Source organism: Asticcacaulis currens (assembly GCF_028550395.1).
GTDB lineage: Bacteria > Pseudomonadota > Alphaproteobacteria > Caulobacterales > Caulobacteraceae > Asticcacaulis > Asticcacaulis currens.
The window spans coordinates 1-20415 of sequence record NZ_JAQQKW010000003.1; the positions used below are offsets into that span (position 1 = coordinate 1).

Sequence of the window (20415 nt, forward strand, 5' to 3'; positions counted from 1 at the left end):
AGCCCTTAAGCATGTGCACCTCCGGAGGCTTCGCGGGTGTGGGACGAGATATAGTCGCTTTTCATATTGTGCATGTGGACGTGGCCACCCTTGGGCGTGTCTTTGGTCATCGAGCCGATGGGCGCGCCGTATTTGAAGATCTTGTCCCCGGCCTTCAGATCGCGCACGGCGACCTTGTGACCCACCTCAATGGCCTCGGTAATCGACAAAGCCTCAGCACCTACCGTCACCACGCTGCCCGCCGCTATCGCCGCGCGGCACACCGCTACATTGTCAGAAGCGTGCAGTAAAATCAGGGGGCCCGCCCGATGTGCGCTCATATCTTGCCTCACCGTAGATGACTGACACTGATATTAATAGATATCTGACATGTCAACGACATATCAGACCAATTCACACTCGTAATCGCCAAACCTCGCTCACTCTCCGAGCGCTTGGGATCGATGATCGCCACCATATGTTTGGTTTTAGGCTTTACCAGCCCCTCGCTAATGTCGGCTGCGGGGTTTACCTTCGCGCGCCCAGTCACGATAGCATACCGAAAGACGCGCGCCGCAAATGCCTTGAGCCGGTTTACGGTCTCGTAAATGCCCCTGCGCTCGAACTTCTTCAGGGTATTGAGGACTTCATAGGGTTCAATCTCCGAAACAGGGTGATTACCCAGATCAGGCTCTAAATGCTTTATGCATCGGTCGTTTCTCACCTTCATCGCCTAGATCACACCCTTGCGCTTGAGCTTGTCACAAAGCTCCAGCGCGACAAATTTGAACGTATTACTGGCCTGAATGGCGGCGGCGACAGCCTTGCGCTTTTTGCTCAAGTAAGGGTCAATGCCTTCAGCTAAGGGGTCCCCTCGTCTCGTCGTTTCCGCGCGTCTTTAAGACCGACGATAGGATACTGCCCGATTAGCCAGCAACCGCTCTTGCCCGGAGAAGCGATATTTCAATCGCCACAGCTTTCCGCCGGAGGTCGTCACCAGCAGAAACATGCCCTCGCCGTCTGAGAGCTTGTAGGGCTTGGCCTTTGGCCTCGCCGAACGGATCGCGGAGTCTGTGAGCGCCATTTGGGGGGTATCGCAAAATTGGAGTTTACCGCGTACCCCCAGAAATACCCCCAATTTGCCCGGATAACGGCGGACACAAGCGGATGATCTCGGATGAGCACACCGATAACATACCATATTTTAAGGATTTTTTCAACTTCGCCGGACGCTGGCGGAAGGAGGAATGGTGGGTGAGCACGGACTCGAACCGTGGACCCGCTGATTAAGAGTCAGCTGCTCTACCAACTGAGCTACACACCCACTTCACACCGCTTTCAAGGTGAGGCTGTTGGAGAGCCCCGACGGTGAGGGGCGGAACATACGAATTTTTTCCGCCCTTGCAAGCGCTAATTTTGCTTTTTGCGCAGAAAGCCTGTGGACGGTCGAAACCGCCTCCTCACAGCATAGGTCAGGCGGCGGCGATGGCGTCGCCCACCACCTGCATAAAGGTCTGCGGTTCGAAGGGTTTGGGGATGAAGCCCGTCATGCCCGCTTCGAAGCAGCGGCGGCGGTCGGAATCGAGCACATGCGCGGTCATGGCCACCACCGGCGTGGCGGGCAGGTCGCGCTGCGTTTCCATCTGCCGGATGCGACGTGTGCTTTCAAAGCCGTCCATGCCGGGCATCTGAATGTCCATCAGGATCAGGTCATAGGCGCTCATTTCGGCGCGGCGCAGGGCTTCGGCGCCGGTGCGCGCCACGTCGTAGTTCAACCCCATCTGCTCCAGCAGCGTGGACACCACCACGATATTGGGTTCGTAGTCTTCGACGATCAGCACCTGACGCCGTTCGGCGGCGTGCTGTTCGGCAACCGCCAGACCCTGCGGACGCGCGGGATCGTACCTCAGCGGCAATTCGGCCGTAAAGATTGCCCCCTGCCCCGGCGTGCTGGTGGCGGTGAGTGTGCCCCCCATGCGCTCGGCCAGCGCGCGTCCGATCGACAGGCCCAGCCCCGTACCGCCATAGCGCCGCGTCATGGAGGCATCGCCCTGGGTAAACTTCTCGAAGATCGTCTCCAGCTTGTCCGGCGTAACCCCGATACCGGTATCCATCACTTCGAACCGCAGGCGCGCCTCGGCCTCATCCACCTCAGCAGCCGACACCCTCAGGTCTATGCGTCCCGTATCGGTAAATTTGACGGCATTGGCCAGCAGATTGGCCAGTATCTGCTGCACCCGCAGGGCATCTCCGCAATAATATTCGCGCAGGTCCGGCCCGAAAATGACCCCGAACGCCACGCCCTTGTCTTCGGCACGGGCGCGCGGCGCAGCTACCGTCTGTTCGATCAGTTCGGGCAGGCTGAAGTCGCGCATCTCCAGCTCTATGGCCCCGGCTTCAATCTTGGAGACATCCAGCAGATTGTTGATCAGATGCAGCAGGTTTTCCCCACTTTGTCTCAGGACGCCGACATAGTGCTGCTCGCGCGCCGACAGGTTGGGGGACAGGCTAAGGATATGGGCCAGCCCGATGACCGCGTTCATCGGGGTGCGCAGTTCGTGGCTCATATTGGCCATGAATTCGTCGCGGCGGCGGTTGGCTTCGGCCAGTTGAGCTTCGATGGCCTTCTGGCGTGTAATGTCGCGGGCGATCTTCGACGCGCCGATGATGCGCCCGCTTTCGTCGCGCACCGGCGACACGGTTAGAGAAATGTTGATCATCTCCCCGGACTTGGTGCGGCGCACGGTTTCAAAATGTTCGACGCGCTGACCGCTGCGCACCTTGCCGATGATGACGTATTCCTCGTCGTGCATGTCCGGCGGGATGATGAGGGTAATGTGCTGCCCCACCGCCTCGGCCGCTGTGTAGCCAAATATCCGCTCGGCCCCGGCATTCCAGGTGGTGATAATGCCGTCCAGCGTCTTGGAGACGATGGCATCGTCCGACGAGGCGACAATCGCCGCCAGAAGCGCGCTTTTGTGCTGCGCCTCGGAGAGGGAGTCGTCCGGCAAAACCGGGCCTCCGGGGGTTAGGCCGCCAGTGTCCATTGAGCGCCTGTGCTGCGGGAATCTGCTATCGCGGCGATGCTAACCATAAAGCCGATAACCGGACAATACGATCTTGGGACCATACGCGCTTTATGGCTTTTTCATGTGTTGTCGTAAAAGCGGCGCATCCTTCTTACATCCGCGCTGATACCGTCCTGACCTATCACGGTTCTGTTATCATATTGGAGAGACTGATGTTTTCTAAGAAAGCCTTTGCCGCCGCCACGCTTGCCGGCGTGCTTGTCCTGCCGCTGGCCGCCTGTGGTTCACCGCAGGAAAACGCCGCCGAAGAGCGCGCCGAAAACGCTTCGGAAAGCTCGTCGAGTGTCTTTGAAAGCGCCTCATCCAGCGCTTCGGAAAATATCGACTTTGCCGGTCGCGCCACCGTCGCCGGTGTGTTTGAGATCGAGTCGAGCAAGTTGGCGATCGAGCGTACCAAGAAGGCCGATCTGAAGGCCTTTGCGCAGAAGATGGTGACCGACCATACCAAGGCCGCCACCGAACTGAAGGCCGCCATCACCGCCGCCGGTCTGACGCCGCCTGCCGAAGGGCTCGATTCCGAGCACCAAGACATGCTGAACGATCTGAAGAACGCCTCGGCTGAGGACTTCGACGCCAAATATATCGACGCCCAGCAAAAGGCGCACGACAAGACAATCGACCTGTTCGAAAAGGAAGCGAAGGACGGTCAGGCCGGCCCGGTCAAGGACTTTGCCGCCAAGACCCTGCCGACGCTCAAGATGCATAAGGCGGATATCGAAAAGCTCGACGAAAAGTATTGATCGGACTTTCACCGGCAATGAAGAACGCCGCCCCTCACGGGGCGGCGTTTTATACCAAGGGTCATTGAAAATGACTCTTGGTATTCCATTCGAGAATGTCTCGTGTCACTGACACATATGAGATAGCCTCGTTTCTTCAACGGCCGGATGCGGTCAGCATCTTCGGCCGTTGGTATTATTTAAACCGCAAAGGGCAGCCCCTCAGCCCAGCACCTGCGCGGCCTTGGCGCCCGCTTCCGAGTGAGCTTCGGCGGCTTTGTGATCGCCCTTATCGCGCGCCTTTTTGGCCAGAGCTTCATAATGCTTCTGAAGCTCGGCCAGTTCCTTTTCGCTCATGTTTTCCATGTCGATGTAGGCGGTATTGGCCTTCGACGCCGCGCGGATCAGTTCGTCCAGCTTGAGTTGCATGATGCGGGCGTCGCGGTTCTGCGTGTTCTGGATCAGAAACACCATCAGAAAAGTGATGATGGTCGTGCCCGTATTGATGACCAGTTGCCAGGTGTCGGAGAATTTGAACAGCGGGCCGGTGACGATCCACAGCCCCACCACCGCAACCGCCAGTCCGAAAGCCCAGGGGCTGCCCGTCGCCACCGCTGCGTTTTGCGCGAAGCAGACGAACCAGCCCTTTTTATGGGCGTTTTCAGCGTCTTGTGACATAGCCTTACCAGCTCTTTGAAAGCGCATTCCGAAAAGTGTGCAGCGGTTTTGGCTTCGCCGAACTCCGTTTCGGGAACAAATGCGCGATAAAAACAAAGACGGACAGGCTGGGCCCAGAGGCATAAAGATACAATTCCCGCGTCAGATCACATACATATCGACGTACTCATGCACCGGCGTGGCTTCCAGCGCCTGCTGATCGAGGCTGAGGTCGAAAATGGCCTTCTGCTGCTTTTTGGGGAAGCGGCGGTTGAGATTGGTGCGGAACTTGGCCTCCAGCAACGGGATGCCTTCCTTGCGACGGCGTTTGTGACCGATCGGGTATTCGACCACGATCTCTTCCCACACCGTGCCGTCGTTAAGCGTGACGGTCACCGCATTGGCGATCGAGCGCTTCTCCGGGTCGTGATAGTCTTTGGTGAACTGCGGGTCTTCGGTGCAGATAATCTTGTCGCGCAGGGCGTCGATGCGCGCATCCTGCGCCACCTCGTCCTCATAATCCGCCGCCGTCAGACGCCCGAACAGGATGGGCACGGCCATCATGTACTGGATGCAGTGGTCGCGGTCAGCCGGGTTATGCAGCGGCCCCTTCTTGTCGATGATGCGCACGCAGGCCTCATGGGTGCGCACGTCGATGCGCGCGATGTCGTCTGGCGACACGCCCTTGGCCCGCAGTTCCTGATGCACGCGCATGGCGGCTTCGACCGCGGTCTGCGAATGGAACTCCGCCGGGTAGCTGATCTTGAACAGCACGTGCTCCATCACATAGCTGCCGTAGGGGCGCTGGAAGCTGAACGGCTTGCCCTTGAAGGAGACGTCGTAGAAGCCCCACACCGGCGCGGTCAGGGCCGAGGGGTAGCCCATCTCACCCTTCTGCACCATCAAAGCCAGCCGCACGGCGCGGCTGGTGGCGTCGCCCGCCGCCCACGATTTGCGCGAGCCGGTATTGGGGGCGTGGCGATAGGTGCGCAAGCTCTGCCCATCGACAAAGGCCAGCGACACGGCGTCGATGATCTCATCGCGCGTCAGGCCGAGCATCCCGGCCACCACCGCCGTCGAGGCGACCTTGACGAGGATGACGTGGTCGAGGCCGACGCTATTGAAGCTGTTGTCCAGCGCCAGCACGCCCTGAATCTCGTGCGCCTTGATCATGGCGGTCAGGACGTCGTGCATGGTCAGCGGTGCCTTGCCCGCCGCCACGCGATTGCGCGATATCCAGTCGGCAACGGCAAGGATGCCGCCCAGATTGTCGGACGGGTGCCCCCATTCCGCTGCCAGCCAGGTGTCGTTGAAATCGAGCCAGCGGATCATCGCGCCGATATTGAAGGCCGCCTGTACGGGATCGAGCTGAAACTGTGTGCCCGGCACCCTGGCGCCATTAGGCACGGTGGTGCCCGGCACGATGGGCCCCAAAAGCTTGGTGCAGGCGGGATAGTCCAGCGCCTCCAGCCCGCAGCCCAGCGTGTCGATCAGGCAGTTGCGCGCCGTCTCATAGGCGAGGTCGGAGTGGATTTTGTAGTTCAGCACGTAGTCGGCGATATCGACAAACACGCTGTCGGGCTCAGGGCGGATATTGGGGATATGTGTGGACATGGTTTCTTCTTTCTTCTCCCTTGTCGCGCCGCGATGGGGAGGGCCGGGTGGCCAGTGCCAGACTACGAAGCGGTGACGGGGGCTGACTGGGAAGATCGAGTGCGCTGGATTTTGGGGTGTTATCCCCCTCCGTCTGCTCACTTCGTTCGCAGTCACCTCCCCATCGCTACGCGACAGGGAGGAGGTTATTGCCGGTCTTCGATCTTCGCGAAGGCGCGGTCTTCGGGGCCGGTGTAGTTGGCGCTGGGGCGGATGATCTTGCCGTCAATGCGCTGCTCAATCACGTGCGCCGACCAGCCGGCGGTGCGCGCAATGGCAAACAGCGGCGTGAACATGGCCGTCGGCACCCCCATGCGGTGGTAGGAGACGGCGGAGAACCAGTCGAGATTGGGGAACATCTTTTTGACCTCCCACATCACGCGCTCCAGCCGCTCGGCGATGGCGTACATTTTCAACGAACCCTGCTCGACGCTAAGGTCGTGGGCGACCTGTTTGATCACCACATTGCGCGGGTCGGAGACCGTATAGACCGGGTGGCCAAAGCCGATCACCACCTCTTTACGTTCGACGCGGGCGCGGATGTCGGCCTCGGCCTCGTCCGGGGTGGCGTAGCGCTTCTGGATTTCAAAGGCCACCTCATTGGCCCCGCCGTGCTTGGGCCCGCGCAGCGCGCCAATGGCCCCGGCAATGCACGAATACATGTCCGAACCCGTCCCGGCGATCACGCGCCCGGCAAAGGTCGAAGCGTTAAATTCGTGCTCGGCATAGAGGATCAGCGAAATATGCATCGCCTTCACCCAGCTCTCGCGCGGCTTTTCACCGTGTAGCAGGTGTAGGAAGTGCCCGCCAATGGAGTCGTCGTCCGTCTCGACCTCAATCCGCTTGCCATTGTGGCTGTAGTGAAACCAGTAGAGCAGCATCGACCCCAGAGACGCCATCAGCTTGTCGGCGATGTCCCGGGCCGAAGGCGCATTGTGGTCGTCCTTTTCCGGAGCGAGGCAACCCAGCAGCGACACGCCGGTGCGCATCACATCCATCGGGTGCGCAGAAGGCGGTATCTGCTCCAGCACCGACTTCAGGCTGACCGGCAGACCGCGCAAGGCGCGCAGCTTGCTCTTATAGGCCGCCAACTCCGAAACGGTCGGCAGGCTGCCGTGCACCAGCAGGTACGCCACCTCCTCGAACTCGCACGTCTGGGCCAGGTCGAGAATATCGTAGCCGCGATAGGCCAGATCATTCCCCGTGCGCCCCACTGTGCACAGGGCGGTATTGCCGGCCGCCATACCCGACAGGGCGACCGACTTTTTGGGTTTGAAGGCGGTCGTCGCCTCACCCCTGGGCAGGTCCGTTACGGCATTCATGGGTGTTCCCTCCGGTTATTTGTTTTTATTGAACATCGCATCGAGGCGGTGTTCGTATTCGTAATAGTCGATGCGCTGATACAGCTCGTCGCGCGTCTGCATCAGGTCGAGCACAGTCTTCTGATGGCCGTCGCGGCGGATGGCCTCATAGACGGTCTCGGCGGCCTTGTTCATGGCGCGGAAGGCCGACAGCGGATAGAGCTGAATGGCCACCCCGGCAGAGGCCAGTTCCTCGCGCGTAAACAGCGGAGTCTTGCCAAACTCGGTGATATTGGCCAGCACCGGCACCTTTACGGCGGCGGTAAAGCGGCGATAGGTGTCGAGGTCATAGGCGGCTTCGGCAAAAATCCCGTCCGCCCCGGCTTCGACGCAGGCCAGCGCCCGCTCAATCGCCGCATCGACCCCGTCCACGGCAATGGCATCGGTGCGGGCAATCAGGAAGAAGTCCGGATCGGTTTTGGCACTGGCGGCGGCCCTGACGCGATCAACCATTTCCGCGACCGACACGATCTCCTTGCCCGGCCGGTGGCCGCAACGCTTCGCCCCTACCTGATCCTCGATATGGCAGGCGGCGGCCCCCGCCTTGATCAGGGCCTTGACCGTGCGCTCAATATTGAAGGCCGAGGGGCCAAAGCCCGTGTCGATATCGACCATCAGCGGCAGGTCGCACACATCGGTGATGCGCCGCACGTCGATCAGCACATCCTCAAGGCCGCTGATCCCCAGATCGGGCACCCCCAGAGACCCCGCTGCCACGCCCCCGCCGCTCAGATAGAGGGCGCGGTAACCGGCGCGTCTGGCCAAAAGCGCGTGGTTGGCATTGATCGCGCCGATGACCTGCAACGGGCTTTCGGCCTTGAGCGCCGCACGAAATCGGGCACCGGGTGAGGTCATGTCAGTCTCTCCAGAATACTCACATAGTTGGCGACCGCACCGCCGCCCATATTGAAGGCCAGACCCAGCTTTGGGTCAGGCAGTTGCATCTCACCCGCCTCACCACACAGTTGCCGCGCGGCCATGACGTGCATGGAAACGCCCGTCGCCCCGACCGGATGGCCCTTGGCCTTCAGACCGCCGGACATGTTGGTGGGGCACCGCCCCTGACGACCGGTGCCTCCGGCGATGATAAAGTCTGCCCCCTGCCCTTTGGGGGCCAGCCCCATGGCCTCGGCGACCAGAAGCTCGGCGATGGTGAAACAGTCGTGGACCTCGGCAAAGCTGAGGTCAGACACCGAGACGCCGGCCTGCGCATAGGCGCGCTCAAAGGCCAGACGCGGGCCGGTAAAGTCGGTCATGTCCTTGGCCGACAAGGGCAGCAGGTCATTGACCTGAACCGACGCGCGGAACCCGACGGCGCGGCGGAAATCACTGGCCCGGTCGGCGCGGGTCAGGACGATGGCCGCCGCCCCGTCCGACACCAGCGAACAATCGGTCATTTTCAGCGGGTCGGAAATCAGCGGGTTCTTTTCGGACACCGTGGCGCAGAACTCGACCGACAGCGGCTTTTTGAGCTGCGCCAGCGGGTTATTCATCGCGGCGGCGTGGTTCTTGGCGGCGATATGCGCCATGGCCAGGGTCGGATCGCCGTAGCGTTCGCCATAGGCGCGGGCAAAGCGGGCAAAGATGTCGGGAAAGGAAAGGCCGGCCTCTTCGGCCTGATAGCTGGCGGCCCCTAGAGCGCGGGTGACGCCCGCCCCGTCGAGCGCCGTCATTTTTTCGGCCCCGACGACCAGCGCCGTGTTTATACGCCCCGAGGCAATGGCGTCCATCGCCGCATAGAGCGCTGCCGATCCCGACGCGCAGGCATTTTCCAGCCGCGTGGCGGGTGTATAGCGCAGGCCCTCATCGGCCCCCAGCACCATGGAGGCGCAAAAACCGTCGGGCGTCAGACCGGCATTGTAGAGGCCCAGAAACACCGCATCGACGTCGGCCCCGCTGATCCCGGCGTCACTGAGCGCCTCACGCGCCGCCGTCTGAATGAGCGCTTCGAGCGACAGGTCCAGCCGTCCGAACGGCGTATGACCCCAGCCGACAATGGCCGCTGCGTGCATGGTGTGGGCTCCCTTTTTAGGTCGCAACCGCTTCTGCGTCGGATGCTGATGCAACAAGGCGTAAACCCTTGCCGCAACGGGAGTCAATGCAGGCGCCGGACACGTTTTCGGGACTGAAACATCACCCGTTCACCGATACATGCTGCAATTTTTTGGCAGTATGTTAGACTCGCCGCATGAAGACCGCCGATCGTCACGCCGCCCTGCTCGAAGCCTTGCGCGAACACAGCGCCCCCATCAGCGGACGCGCCCTGTCCGCTCGGCTGGGGACGTCGCTACGCACGCTGTACCGCGACATCACCGCCTTGCAGGCACAAGGGGCTCCTATCGAAGGCGCGCCGGGCATCGGCTATGTACTGAAACCGGCCTATCGCCTGCCGCCGCTGATGCTGTCGCCGGAAGAGATCGAAGCCCTGATCACCGGGGCCTTGTGGGTCGCCGATCGCGCCGAACCGCGTCTCGGCGAAGCGGCGCAAAGCCTGATTCAGGCCTTAAGCTCGCACCTGCCCGCCGCCATGCGTGACGACCTTACGCAGCGCGGCCTGCTGGTCGGGCGCGGTCTGGCCGTGCCCGAAGCCCATATCGACCCGGCCCTGATCCGAACGGCCATCCGTTCGGAACGCTGTGTGTATATGAGCTATATTGACCTGAAGGGCACGGTCAGCGAACGCACCGTCTGGCCCATAGCGCTCGGCTTCTTCGACCACCTGCGCATACTGGTGGTGTGGTGCGAACTGAAGCAGGCCTTTCGGCACTTCCGCACCGAACGCATACTGAGCTGGAAGCCGCTCGACATCCCCTTCCCGCGCCGCCGCGCCGCGTTGCTTAAGGCGTGGCGCGACACGCTGCGCGAGGGCGAGGTGATGATGCCGGAACAGTCCAATCGCAACATGGTGACAGGTTTTGGCAGCATGTCCGATGAAACCGAGGGCGAAACCGCCTGAACCCGTTATTCACAAACGCGTGATCAAACCATCGGTGTCAGCCGCACCATGATCACGCCGTGCGACGCCACGGTGCCGCCAAAGCGTGCCTTGACGTTCTTCGTGACCTTTTTGGACCACAGGTCCTTGACCTGAACCTTCAGACCGGCCGGCAGGTTGAGCTGTTCCCAGGTGACGCTCATCTCCGCTGGCGCGGCCCCGCGGTTAAACAGCACCACCGCCTGATCGCCGCCTTTCAGCGGACGCGCCCAGATTTCGAGGTCGCCCTCTTTCCAGATGCGATTGGCCTGCTGCCCCAGCGGGTCCTGATCGATAGCGATGACGTCTTTATTGGTCAGGATGCGCAGAGTGTCGGCGTCCATAGCGGACAGGTCGTTACCGGCGATCAGCGGCGCGGCCAGCATGGCCCACAGCGAGAAATGCGATTCGTATTCGGTACTCGTCATGCCGCCATTGCCGACTTCGAGCATGTCGGGATCGTTCCAGCGGTTCGGGCCGGAATAGCGCCACAGGTCCAGCTGCTTGTCGAGGATGTTGACCATGCCGATCGAATAGCCCTTCTTCCCCTCCCAGGCGTCATAGATGTCGCCGGTGGTGCGCCACAGATGGCCGATGGGCGCGGCCCAGCGCTGCGGATAGTTGTCGCCCCACTCGCAGATCGACAGGACGATATCGCGCCCGGATTCACGCAGCGCCTTGGCCATGATCGTATAGGCCGCTTCGGCATCGCGCGTGCCCGTGTAGCACCAGTCGTATTTCAGATAATCGACGCCCCATCGGGCGTATTGGCGGGCGTCCTGAAACTCATGCCCGGCACTACCCGGACGGCCGCCGCAGGTCAGCGAACCCGCGTCGGAATAGAGGCCGAACTTCAGCCCCTTGCTATGGACATAGTCGATCAGGGCCTTCATGCCAGACGGAAAGCGCTCCAGATCGACCTGAATATTGCCGTCGGCATCGCGGCTTTTCTGCCAGCAATCGTCGATGACGATATACTGATAGCCCGCGTCCTTGAGGCCCGACGCCGCCATGGCATCGGCCTGCTTGCGCACGACGTCCTCAGTGATATTGCAGGCGTATTTGTTCCAGGAATTCCACCCCATCGGCGGGGCGGGCAGCAGATTGGGCTTGGGGGCCTCCAGCTTCAGAGTCTCGTGCGCCTGTGCGGTGACCACACCGCCCCCCATACACAGCCCCACACTCAGGCCAGCGGCCAGCAACCAGGCGGTCGTTTTCATTTTCAGCTCCCTCTATTGTTTTTGACCATTAAATATATCAATTTTATTTAATCAAGCGCTTTTGTGTGACAATACCAAATCACAGGCGAAAACGATACAGGACGATGCCGCTGGTGGTCGCCACATTGAGGCTGTCGAAGCCGCCGTGCATGTCGATGCGCACGGTCTGACACGCCGCCATAAGCGCCGCCGGCAGGCCCGGCCCTTCGGCCCCGAACAGCACGGCGGTACGCGGCGCGGGCGTAACCTCTTCCAAAGTCACGGCCCCGGACGGGCTTAGGGCATAGGCCGTCAGGCCCAGCCCCGTCAGCGTGCCCACCATATCGTCCGTGCGATAATGCGGCACCTCCAGCGCGCCGCCGACGCTGACGCGGATCGCCTTGCGGTACAGGGGATCGCAGCAGGTGGTATCGAGCAGCACCCCATCGACGCCAAAGGCCGCCGCGTTGCGCATCAGCCCGCCCATATTGTCGGTATTGGCGATGCCGTGCAGGGCCAGAACGCGCGCCGTAGTGCCACTGACCCGCTCGGCGAGCGATTGTTTCGGGGCATAGCGCCCCAGCGCCAGATAGCCGCGATGGATGGGAAAGCCCGCCACCTGATCCATTACCCCTTGCGGCACCATATAGACCGGCGCGTCGGGCAAGGACGCCAGACCACCCAGTCGCTCCGGCGTCGTCAGGACACTGACCGTTTCGGCCACCGGCGAGGTGAACAGACGCTCCAACACCACCTTGCCCTCGGCCATAAACAGGCCCTGCCGACCCGTCAGATCACGGTCCTTCACATCACGATACAGCTCAAGGCGGGGGTCGTCGGGGTCGGTTATCTCAAACAGCATGGGTCACAGGCGCGGCAGAGTCGGCGGGATGGCGGATATCGGGCTTTAAGACCTTATCCGGCGTCGCGCCACCCTCTTCGATCCGCGCCCGCGTTTTGGGCAGGGCTTCGGGGTAGTGGGTGTTGAGGAAGGCGATCATGTTTTCGCGCACATAGCAGCGCAGGTCGAAGGCGGTCGGAGAATCGGCCGCGCTGACCAGAATGCGGATCTTGACCACCTGCGGATGGGCCTCGGTCAGTTGCACCACCTGCACCTGCCCGTCCCACAGGTCGGTGCGCGCCAGAAGGTCCGTAAGGTGAGCGCGCAAGGCCTCCACCGGCACGCTGTAGTCGGTATAAAGCTCCACCGTGCCGATCAGGCTGGCCGAGGTGCGCGTCCAGTTCTGAAACGGTTTTTCGATGAAATAGCTGATGGGCAGGACCAGCCGCCGCAGGTCCCACAGGCGCACCACCACATAGGTCAGGGTGATTTCCTCGATCCAGCCCCACTCGTTTTCGACCACCACAGCGTCTTCCAGCCGGATGGGCTGGGTCAGGGCGATCTGGATGCCAGCCAGCAGATTGCCCAGTGTCTTCTGCGCCGCAAAGCCGATGACGATACCCGCCACCCCGGCCGAGGCGAGAAGACTGACACCCAGACCACGCAACTCATCGAACAGCAGGAAGATGGCCGCCAGCGTCAGCAGGACCAGCAGAAAGGTCGCCAGCCGCCGCGCCAGAGTGATCTGCGTATGGACGCGCCGCGCCTTGAGATTGTCCTTCACCGTGATGTCGTAGCGCCGCGACACGCTGGCCGTGACGATGTCGATGCCGCACAGGGCCAGCCAGTAGATGAGCAGGATGGTCAGGAATTTGGTGAGCGTTACAAAGGCTTCAACGTGCACCACGTCCGGCCAGACCACGCGCACGGAAATCGCCGCCGCCAGCAAAGGCCACACCGTGTAGAGCGGCTTTTTCAGCCGGTTGACGTCAAAGCGATAGAGCGCCTTCAGATGCCGTCTGGCCCGCCAGCGCGCCACCCCCATGATCACGAAGGCAACGGCCAGCGCCGCGACACAGGCGGCAAGCGCCACACTGACCACCCCGACCCATATGGGCAGGCCCGTGAAGGCTTCCCGGATATCAAAGCGCATAGGGTCATCCTCTGAGGCTCGACAAACGCCCGAAATTGTGATCACAATTTGGGCACGACCGGATGGAGGGTTGCCAAAACCGCGCGACCCGCGCCATCATGATCGCACCCAACCGGGGCCCGGATCAAAAATCCATTCGCCAGTCTCTGCCGTCAGGGCCTCATTCCACAGGTGACCCATGAAATCGAAGTCCAAACGTCCGCAAACCGGCTTTTCCAAGCGCGGGGCCGCCGACGTCTCCGAAGCCGCCGGCTGGCTGGCCGAGCAGAATATCGAAGAGATCGAGTGCATGGTCCCCGACCTGGCCGGGGTGGCGCGCGGCAAGATCATGCCGGTGCGCAAATTCCTGACCACGGCGGCGATGAACCTGCCCCTGTCGATCTTCTATCAGACCATTACCGGTGACTTCCCCGATCTGGAGGGCATTGTCGGCACGGTGCAGTCGGATACCGACATCTTCCTGCGCCCGGATTTTCGCACCCTGGCCGCGGTGCCGTGGGCGACCGATCCGACGGCGCAGATCATCCACGACGCCTTCCATCCTGATGGCCGACCGGTCGAGGAAAGCCCGCGTCAGGTGCTGCGTCGCGTCATTAGCCTCTATCACGAAAAGGGCTGGAAGCCGGTCATCGCGCCGGAACTGGAATTCTACCTCGTCGAAAAGAATATTGACCCGGACTATGCGCTGAAACCGCCGGTGGGCCGCTCAGGCCGCCCGGAAACCGGGCGTCAGGGCTATTCCATCTCGGCGGTCAATGAATTCGACGGCCTGTTCGAGGACATGTACGAATATTCCGAGGCGCAAGGGTTAGAGATCGACACCCTGATCCACGAATCGGGCGTGGCGCAAATGGAGATCAACCTGCGCCACGGCGATCCGCTGGAGCTGGCCGATCAGGTCTTTATGTTCAAGCGCACCATCAAGGAAACAGCGCTGGAGCACGACATCTACGCCACCTTCATGGCCAAGCCGATGGCCATGGAGCCGGGCTCGGCCATGCACATCCACCAGTCGATCGTGGACGGCAGCGGGCGCAACCTGTTTTCTGACCCCAAAACCGGTGAGCCGACCGACCTTTTCTTCAGCTTCATCGCCGGTCAGCAGACCTATATGCCCGCCGCCGTGTCGCTGCTGGCGCCCTATGTCAACTCCTACCGCCGCCTGTCCAAGGGCTCCGGCGCCCCGGTCAATACGCACTGGGGCTTCGATAACCGCACGGCCGGCCTGCGCGTGCCGCCGTCGGACGCCGACAATCGCCGTCTGGAAAACCGCCTGCCCTCGTCGGATGCCAACCCTTATCTGGCCATAGCGGCGGTGCTGGCCTGCGGCTATCTGGGCATGGTCGAAGGCCTGAAACCCTCCGCGCCGGTCGATACAGACGTGTCGAACGACCCGTCGGCCGAACTGCCCTATTCGCTGATTCAGTCGGTGATCAAGCTGGAGCGCTCGGAGGCGCTGAACGCCATTTTGGGCCCGGCCTTTGTGACCGCCTATGCCCGCGTCAAGCACCATGAATATGAGACCTTCATGCGCACCATCAGCCCGTGGGAGCGTGAGTTCCTGCTGCTGAATGTGTGATGGCAACCGCTCGCAACACCGGACACCCCGAAGGCTGCTGGTACGCCGATACGGCGGGCCGGCTGAACCGGCCTGCCTTTGCCGGTGAGGCCGATACGGATGTGGCGATTATCGGCGGCGGCTATACGGGCTCAGGCGCGGCGCTGGAACTGGCCCGCAAAGGCGTCTCCGTGACCCTGCTGGAAGCCGCGGAGATCGGCTCAGGCGCGTCCGGACGCAATGGCGGGCAACTGCACACCGGTCAGCGCGTCGATCCGCAAACGCTCGAAAGCCAACTGGGGGCCGATGCGGCGCGCGAACTGTGGGACATGGCCGAAACCGCCAAGGCGCACCTGAAAGAGTTGATTGCCACGCACGCGATCGACTGCGACCTGCGCCCCGGCCTGATACACGCCTGGCACCGCCCGCGCTTTGCCGACGAAGACCGCGCCTATGCCGACTTCGTGTCGCGCCGCTACGGCTATGATCAGGTACGGTTCATGGATAAGGTTGAGGTCGCCGCCGAACTGGGCACCGAGGTCTATCATGGCGGCACGTTTGACGCGGGCGGCGGGCATCTGCACCCGCTGAAACTGGCGCAGGGGCTGGCGAAAGCTGCCATGTCGGCGGGGGCCCGCCTTTATGAGCACAGCCGCGTCAAACGCTATGAGACGACGGCGGACGGCGTGACGCTGACCCTCAACAACGGACGGCTGCGGGCGCGCAAGCTGCTTATCTGCGGCAATGGCTATATGCCGGGGCTCGATGCCGATATCGACGCGCACGTGCTGCCCATCAATAATTTCATCCTGACCACCGCCCCCCTGCCCGACGATCTGATCCTGCGCAGCAACTACGCCGCGGCGGATTCGCGTTTCGTAGTCAATTACTGGCGCAAGACGCCGGACAACCGCCTGCTGTTTGGTGGCGGCGAAAACTATACGCCGTGGTTCCCCAAGGATATCCGCGCCTTTGTCCGCCGCAACATGCTGAAGGTCTATCCGCAACTGGCGGACATCGAGATCACCCACGGCTGGGGCGGCACTCTCGCTATCACGCTGAGCCGCTCCCCCTATGTGCGCCAGTTGTCACCCCACGTCTGGGTCAGCGCGGGTTACAGCGGTCAGGGGGTGGTTCTGGCCCCCTACTTCGGGACGCTGCTGGCGCGCGCCGTGACGGGTGACGCGCGTGAGGCGGAGCTTTTGATGCAGTTGCGCACGCCGCCCTTTCCCGGCGGAAAGTGCCTGCGCACGCCCGCCATGATTGCAGGCTTAAGCTGGTACGCCTTAAGGGACAGGCTGTAAGGACGTACCCCTGCCCAAAATATCATTTTTGGCCGTAGATTATATACAATTTGCGATGGTTGACCTTGAAACCATTCCCAAACCCTTGTTTTCTTTTGTCCGCACTGGAGACAAGGGTGATTCGTGGACGCATTTTCAACCGCCAGCACGTCCGCCCCTGCGCACGACGCGGGCGAAGCGGTTTCGGTCAATGACATTATCGAACGCACGGCGCGGGCGCGCGACCTGACCCAGCATAAGGTGCGCGACATTCGTCAGGTGACCAACACCCTGCGGATTCTGGCGCTCAATGCCCTCATCGAGGCGCGCCGTGCCGGTGAGATGGGCGCGGGTTTCGGCGTCGTCGCCGATGAGGTACGCAACATCTCCACCCAGGTCGAGGGCCTGTCTTCGTCACTGGCCTCCGAACTGGGCGGTGAGATCGAGGCGCTGGAAAAGCTGACACGTGATATGGCGCGGCAGGCGCAGGGGGCGCGCCTGACCGATCTGGCGCTCAATGCCATCGAGCTGATCGACCGCAACCTCTATGAGCGCACCTGCGATGTGCGCTGGTGGGCCACCGACTCCGCCGTGTGGGAGGCGGCCTCCAACCCGACAAAGGATAGCTGTCATTACGCTTCGTCGCGTCTGGGGGTCATTCTTGACGCCTACACCGTCTATATCGACCTGTGGCTGTGCGATCTGAAGGGTAACATTCTGGCCAATGGTCGCCCGGACCGTTTCCATGCGGCGGGTCAGAACGTTGCCTCGCGCGACTGGTTCCAGAAAGCGCTGAGCCTGCACAGCGGTAATGATTTCGCCGTCGCCGACATCACGACCGAACCCTTGCTGAAGGGGGCGCAGGTCGCGTCTTACGCCACCGGCGTGCGCGTGGGTGGTCAGGCAGACGGCGAACTGATCGGCATTCTAGGCGTGCATTTCGACTGGCAGCCACAGGCGGAAACCATCGTCAAGGGCGTGCGCCTGAGCGAGGCGGAGAAACGCCGCACACGCGTCCTGCTGACGGATGCGCAGGGTCTGATCATCGCCGCTTCGGATGGCCGGGGCACACTAAGCGAACGGGTCAGGCTCGATACACAAGGCCGCGCCTCCGGCCACGCCCTGGACTCTAGCGAGCGACTGGTGGCTTTTCACCGCACGCCCGGTTACGAAACCTATGCCGGGCTGGGCTGGTACGGAGTGATTATTCAGGAGGCTTAGGTCGCGCTCAGCTCCAGAAGCGGAAACGCGCAAAGGCGGGCGACACTGCGCTCAGATCGAGCCCCAGCGTCCCGGCCACTACGGCCATGAGGGCGTGGATCAACGGAAAGCCGAAGAAGAAGATCGCCAGCACGGCCAGCAGGCTGATCCACGGCAGGCGCTCCAGTCGCTCGGCCATGTCACGCAGCGGCTGGGGCAGCAGCGGCGTGATCACACCAAAACCGTCAAAGCCCGGAACGGGCAGCAGGTTGAGCACGAAGGCCATCAGGTTGAAAAAGGTCAGCAGGATCAGGGCCTGTGCGAAGACCTCCGGTGCCGCCTGCGCGAAGGCCACCTGCGCCGCGCCGTAGCTGATGAGGGCGCAGATCAGGCTCATCAACGGACCGGCCAGCGAGATCAGAGACGACTGCCAGCGGTGCCGGATCAGGTCGGGCCGGGTCAGCACCGCCGCCCCCGGCAGGGCAATACCGCCCAGCACCAGGATCAGTACCGGCAGGACGATACTGTTGGGGCCGTTGATATAGACCAGCGGATCAAGCGTCAGATAGCCGCGTGCCTTAACCGAATAGTCGCCAAAGGCCGCAGCCGTCGCGGCGTGGCCGAACTCATGCAGGCACAGACCGATGATCCAGCCCAGCAGCACAAAGCCGAAGGTGGCCAGTCCCGCGACCTCCGGCCGCATCCACAGGACCAGCCCGCTGGCGGCAAAAAGGGCCAGTAAGACGATAAAGTTGAGCGGTGTGGCCGTGCGATTTTCAAGTTCCATGGTGGCTTAATGGCAGACACATCGTTTCAGCGCAATTGGCTGCGGACGACGGGCACACGTCAGCGGATTCCCATTGCAATCCGGGGGCGATCCGTGCGCGTATAAACCAAGTTGAAAACACAGGAAAAAGACATGCGGCTCGCCCTCACCTTTACGGCCCTCGCCCTCAGCCTGACCGCCTGCGCCAGCGCGCCGGATGGCCATGTCTCCAGCCTGTCTTCGACCGAACAACTGACGCCGGGCAAGAGCGGGCGGACCACAACGCGCGAATACCGCGATACGGCGGCGCTCAATCAGGTGAAGCGCGTCTATCTGCACCCCACCCGCTTGGCGACCGGCAAAACCACGCGCTACACGCTGAAAGACAATGAAAAGACGCTGGTGCTGACCGAGGTCGAAGCGCAGCTCTGTTTCGAACTGGCCGAGCGTTATGAGATGGTCAGTGACCGCGCACAAAGCGATGCCGAGGTCCATTCGGCGGTGACGTGGTTTGAGCCGACCGGCACCGCCGGCTCAGGTGCGGCCGCTGTCGCCAACTTCTTCATTCCGGGCCCCTTGGGCGTTCGCCTGCCGGGGACACTGGGTGGTCTGGGGGCCGAGGCGGAAATGACGGTCAAGGACCGTCAGGTCGCCGCTATCGTCTGGGCGCGTCAGGCGCAGGCTCTGGGCACCGACTCCCCGTCCCTGTCGCGGCTGGGTGACGCGCTGCAATTTGCCGAACCGTTCGGTGACGATGCGGCGCGCGTCATGTCGCCGGAGCCCTTGCCGCCCAGCCGCAGCTATACGTCGGCAACCGACCCTTGCGCGGCCTATGGCGGGCGGATCAACGAAACGGGCTTTATTATCGACCGTGTGACCGGCCTGTATGTTCCGGCCACGCGCCCGCAGAAGACGCCTGAAAAAGCCCCCGGCACGACGCCGGAGGCTCAGAAGGATTAGGCTGTGATGAGGAATTAACCTGAGCGTTCTTCCTCCTCCCCATTTTATGGCGAGGTGCCGAGTTTACGAGGCGGAGGGGTATCTTTACACGGGTTTATCCCCCTCCGTCAGCTTCGCTTCGCTCGCTGCCACCTCCCCACTTCGTAGGGAGGAGAAGCCGCGTTAAATCTTAAATCATCACCAGGCTAGTTATTGCCACCGATCAGGTCGCCAAGGCCGCCCAGTACCGAGCCTTCACCGCGGTTCTGACCACCGCCCTGCGCGGCCGCCAGCACGCGACCGGCCAAACGTGAGAAGGGCAGCGACTGTATCCACACCTTGCCCGGCCCGGTCAGTTGCGCAAAGAAGACGCCTTCGCCGCCGAACAGCATCGACTTGACGCCGCCCGCCTGCACCAGGTCGAAATCGACCGTATCGGTAAAGGCCGCCACGCAGCCCGTGTCGATATGAAGCTGCTCACCGGGGGCCAGCGTGCGTTCAATGACCGCGCCGCCAAACTGCACAAAGACCCAGCCATCGCCTTCCAGCTTCTGCATGATGAAGCCTTCGCCACCAAACAGGCCGGTCATCACCTTGCGCTGAAAAGCGATGCCCAGTGACACGCCCTTGGCCGCCGCCAGAAACGAGTCCTTCTGACAGATCAGGCGACCGCCGACGTCCGACAACTTGATAGGGATGATAGAGCCAGGCACCGGGGCGGAAAACGCCACCCGCGCCTTGCCGTGGCCATTGTGGGTGAAGACGGTGGTGAACAGGCTTTCACCGGAAATCAGGCGCTTGCCCGCACCCAGCAGCGCGCCCATAAAGCCCTTCTGCTGACCCGATCCGTCGCCAAACACCGTGGTCATGCCGACGCTGGCATCCTTCCACACCATGCCGCCGGCTTCAGCGATAGCGCTTTCGCCGGGATCGAGTTCGATCTCGACGAATTGCAATTCTTCGCCCTTGATCTCGAAGTCGATGTCGTCGGCCACCCCGGCCTGACGATGGTGGGTGGTGGGAACGGACGCATTGCCGAACATG

The 20415-nt window shown here is 62.1% G+C and carries 20 protein-coding genes and 1 tRNA gene; 6 read left to right on the top strand and 15 right to left on the bottom strand.

Going from position 1 to position 20415, the window contains the following annotated elements; all coding sequences use genetic code 11:
* Positions 1–5: 5 nt before the first annotated feature.
* The 5 genes from PQU94_RS05380 to PQU94_RS05390 form a co-directional block, all read right to left on the bottom strand.
* Complete coding sequence (locus PQU94_RS05380) at positions 6–320, bottom strand: UxaA family hydrolase (RefSeq protein ID WP_272740469.1); 315 nt, start codon at positions 318–320, stop codon at positions 6–8.
* A gap of 8 nt (positions 321–328) precedes the next feature.
* Positions 329–709: a phage integrase central domain-containing protein gene (locus PQU94_RS18280; RefSeq protein WP_438263734.1), complete on the bottom strand. Its 381-nt coding sequence runs from the start codon at positions 707–709 to the stop codon at positions 329–331.
* Positions 710–877: 168 nt separating this feature from the next.
* A complete protein-coding gene (locus PQU94_RS18160) occupies positions 878–1180 on the bottom strand; it encodes an Arm DNA-binding domain-containing protein (RefSeq protein ID WP_368407059.1) in 303 nt (100 codons plus the stop codon).
* A 47-nt stretch (positions 1181–1227) separates the two neighbouring features.
* Positions 1228–1303 (bottom strand) — tRNA-Lys (locus PQU94_RS05385).
* Between the two features lie 148 nt (positions 1304–1451).
* Complete coding sequence (locus tag PQU94_RS05390; RefSeq protein WP_272740470.1) at positions 1452–2990, bottom strand: PAS domain-containing hybrid sensor histidine kinase/response regulator; 1539 nt, start codon at positions 2988–2990, stop codon at positions 1452–1454.
* 230 nt (positions 2991–3220) lie between these two features.
* Between PQU94_RS05390 and PQU94_RS05395 the strand changes: the two genes are divergently transcribed.
* Complete coding sequence (locus PQU94_RS05395; protein WP_272740471.1) at positions 3221–3808, top strand: DUF4142 domain-containing protein; 588 nt, start codon at positions 3221–3223, stop codon at positions 3806–3808.
* A 201-nt stretch (positions 3809–4009) separates the two neighbouring features.
* Here PQU94_RS05395 and PQU94_RS05400 read toward each other — a convergent pair whose 3' ends face one another.
* The 5 genes from PQU94_RS05400 to PQU94_RS05420 all read right to left on the bottom strand — a co-directional run bounded on the left by PQU94_RS05400 (position 4010) and on the right by PQU94_RS05420 (position 9470).
* Positions 4010–4465, bottom strand: coding sequence for a low affinity iron permease family protein (locus tag PQU94_RS05400; RefSeq protein ID WP_272740472.1), 456 nt, complete (start codon positions 4463–4465; stop codon positions 4010–4012).
* Positions 4466–4606: 141 nt separating this feature from the next.
* Positions 4607–6058, bottom strand: a complete 1452-nt coding sequence (locus tag PQU94_RS05405) for a bifunctional 2-methylcitrate dehydratase/aconitate hydratase (protein WP_272740473.1) — start codon at positions 6056–6058, stop codon at positions 4607–4609.
* A gap of 185 nt (positions 6059–6243) precedes the next feature.
* Positions 6244–7419 (bottom strand): bifunctional 2-methylcitrate synthase/citrate synthase, encoded by a 1176-nt coding sequence (gene prpC, locus PQU94_RS05410; RefSeq protein WP_272740474.1) that lies wholly within the window; start codon positions 7417–7419, stop codon positions 6244–6246.
* 15 nt (positions 7420–7434) lie between these two features.
* Positions 7435–8313 carry a methylisocitrate lyase gene (prpB, locus tag PQU94_RS05415; RefSeq protein WP_272740475.1) on the bottom strand — a complete coding sequence of 293 codons (879 nt, stop codon included), beginning with the start codon at positions 8311–8313 and terminating at the stop codon, positions 7435–7437.
* Positions 8310–9470: a thiolase domain-containing protein gene (locus PQU94_RS05420; RefSeq protein ID WP_272740476.1), complete on the bottom strand. Its 1161-nt coding sequence runs from the start codon at positions 9468–9470 to the stop codon at positions 8310–8312. Before PQU94_RS05420 ends, prpB begins: the two co-directional genes overlap by 4 nt.
* 176 nt (positions 9471–9646) lie before the next feature.
* Between PQU94_RS05420 and PQU94_RS05425 the strand changes: the two genes are divergently transcribed.
* Positions 9647–10414: a helix-turn-helix transcriptional regulator gene (locus PQU94_RS05425; RefSeq protein ID WP_272740477.1), complete on the top strand. Its 768-nt coding sequence runs from the start codon at positions 9647–9649 to the stop codon at positions 10412–10414.
* Between the two features lie 23 nt (positions 10415–10437).
* Here PQU94_RS05425 and PQU94_RS05430 read toward each other — a convergent pair whose 3' ends face one another.
* The 3 genes from PQU94_RS05430 to PQU94_RS05440 all read right to left on the bottom strand — a co-directional run bounded on the left by PQU94_RS05430 (position 10438) and on the right by PQU94_RS05440 (position 13625).
* Positions 10438–11652: a glycoside hydrolase family 27 protein gene (locus tag PQU94_RS05430; protein ID WP_272740478.1), complete on the bottom strand. Its 1215-nt coding sequence runs from the start codon at positions 11650–11652 to the stop codon at positions 10438–10440.
* Positions 11653–11731: 79 nt separating this feature from the next.
* A complete protein-coding gene (locus PQU94_RS05435; protein ID WP_272740479.1) occupies positions 11732–12493 on the bottom strand; it encodes a TrmH family RNA methyltransferase in 762 nt (253 codons plus the stop codon).
* Complete coding sequence (locus tag PQU94_RS05440; RefSeq protein ID WP_272740480.1) at positions 12483–13625, bottom strand: mechanosensitive ion channel family protein; 1143 nt, start codon at positions 13623–13625, stop codon at positions 12483–12485. The genes PQU94_RS05435 and PQU94_RS05440 overlap by 11 nt, the downstream gene beginning before the upstream one ends.
* A gap of 178 nt (positions 13626–13803) precedes the next feature.
* Between PQU94_RS05440 and PQU94_RS05445 the strand changes: the two genes are divergently transcribed.
* The 3 genes from PQU94_RS05445 (at position 13804) to PQU94_RS05455 (ending at position 17687) form a co-directional block, all read left to right on the top strand.
* The gene (locus PQU94_RS05445) at positions 13804–15204 is read left to right on the top strand and encodes a glutamine synthetase family protein (RefSeq protein WP_272740481.1); all 1401 of its coding nucleotides are present in this window, start codon (positions 13804–13806) and stop codon (positions 15202–15204) included.
* A complete protein-coding gene (locus PQU94_RS05450; RefSeq protein WP_272740482.1) occupies positions 15204–16487 on the top strand; it encodes an NAD(P)/FAD-dependent oxidoreductase in 1284 nt (427 codons plus the stop codon). Before PQU94_RS05445 ends, PQU94_RS05450 begins: the two co-directional genes overlap by 1 nt.
* Before the next feature lie 123 nt (positions 16488–16610).
* On the top strand, positions 16611–17687 hold the full coding sequence (locus PQU94_RS05455; RefSeq protein WP_272740483.1) for a methyl-accepting chemotaxis protein: 1077 nt from the start codon (positions 16611–16613) through the stop codon (positions 17685–17687).
* A gap of 7 nt (positions 17688–17694) precedes the next feature.
* Here the strand turns inward: PQU94_RS05455 and PQU94_RS05460 are convergent, their stop codons facing one another.
* On the bottom strand, positions 17695–18453 hold the full coding sequence (locus PQU94_RS05460) for a site-2 protease family protein (RefSeq protein ID WP_272740484.1): 759 nt from the start codon (positions 18451–18453) through the stop codon (positions 17695–17697).
* Between the two features lie 132 nt (positions 18454–18585).
* Here PQU94_RS05460 and PQU94_RS05465 point away from each other — a divergent pair, with 132 nt between their 5' ends.
* On the top strand, positions 18586–19392 hold the full coding sequence (locus PQU94_RS05465; protein ID WP_272740485.1) for a DUF3313 family protein: 807 nt from the start codon (positions 18586–18588) through the stop codon (positions 19390–19392).
* A gap of 185 nt (positions 19393–19577) precedes the next feature.
* Here PQU94_RS05465 and PQU94_RS05470 read toward each other — a convergent pair whose 3' ends face one another.
* Positions 19578–20414 carry a TIGR00266 family protein gene (locus PQU94_RS05470; RefSeq protein ID WP_272740486.1) on the bottom strand — a complete coding sequence of 279 codons (837 nt, stop codon included), beginning with the start codon at positions 20412–20414 and terminating at the stop codon, positions 19578–19580.
* Between the last annotated feature and the right edge of the window lies 1 nt (position 20415).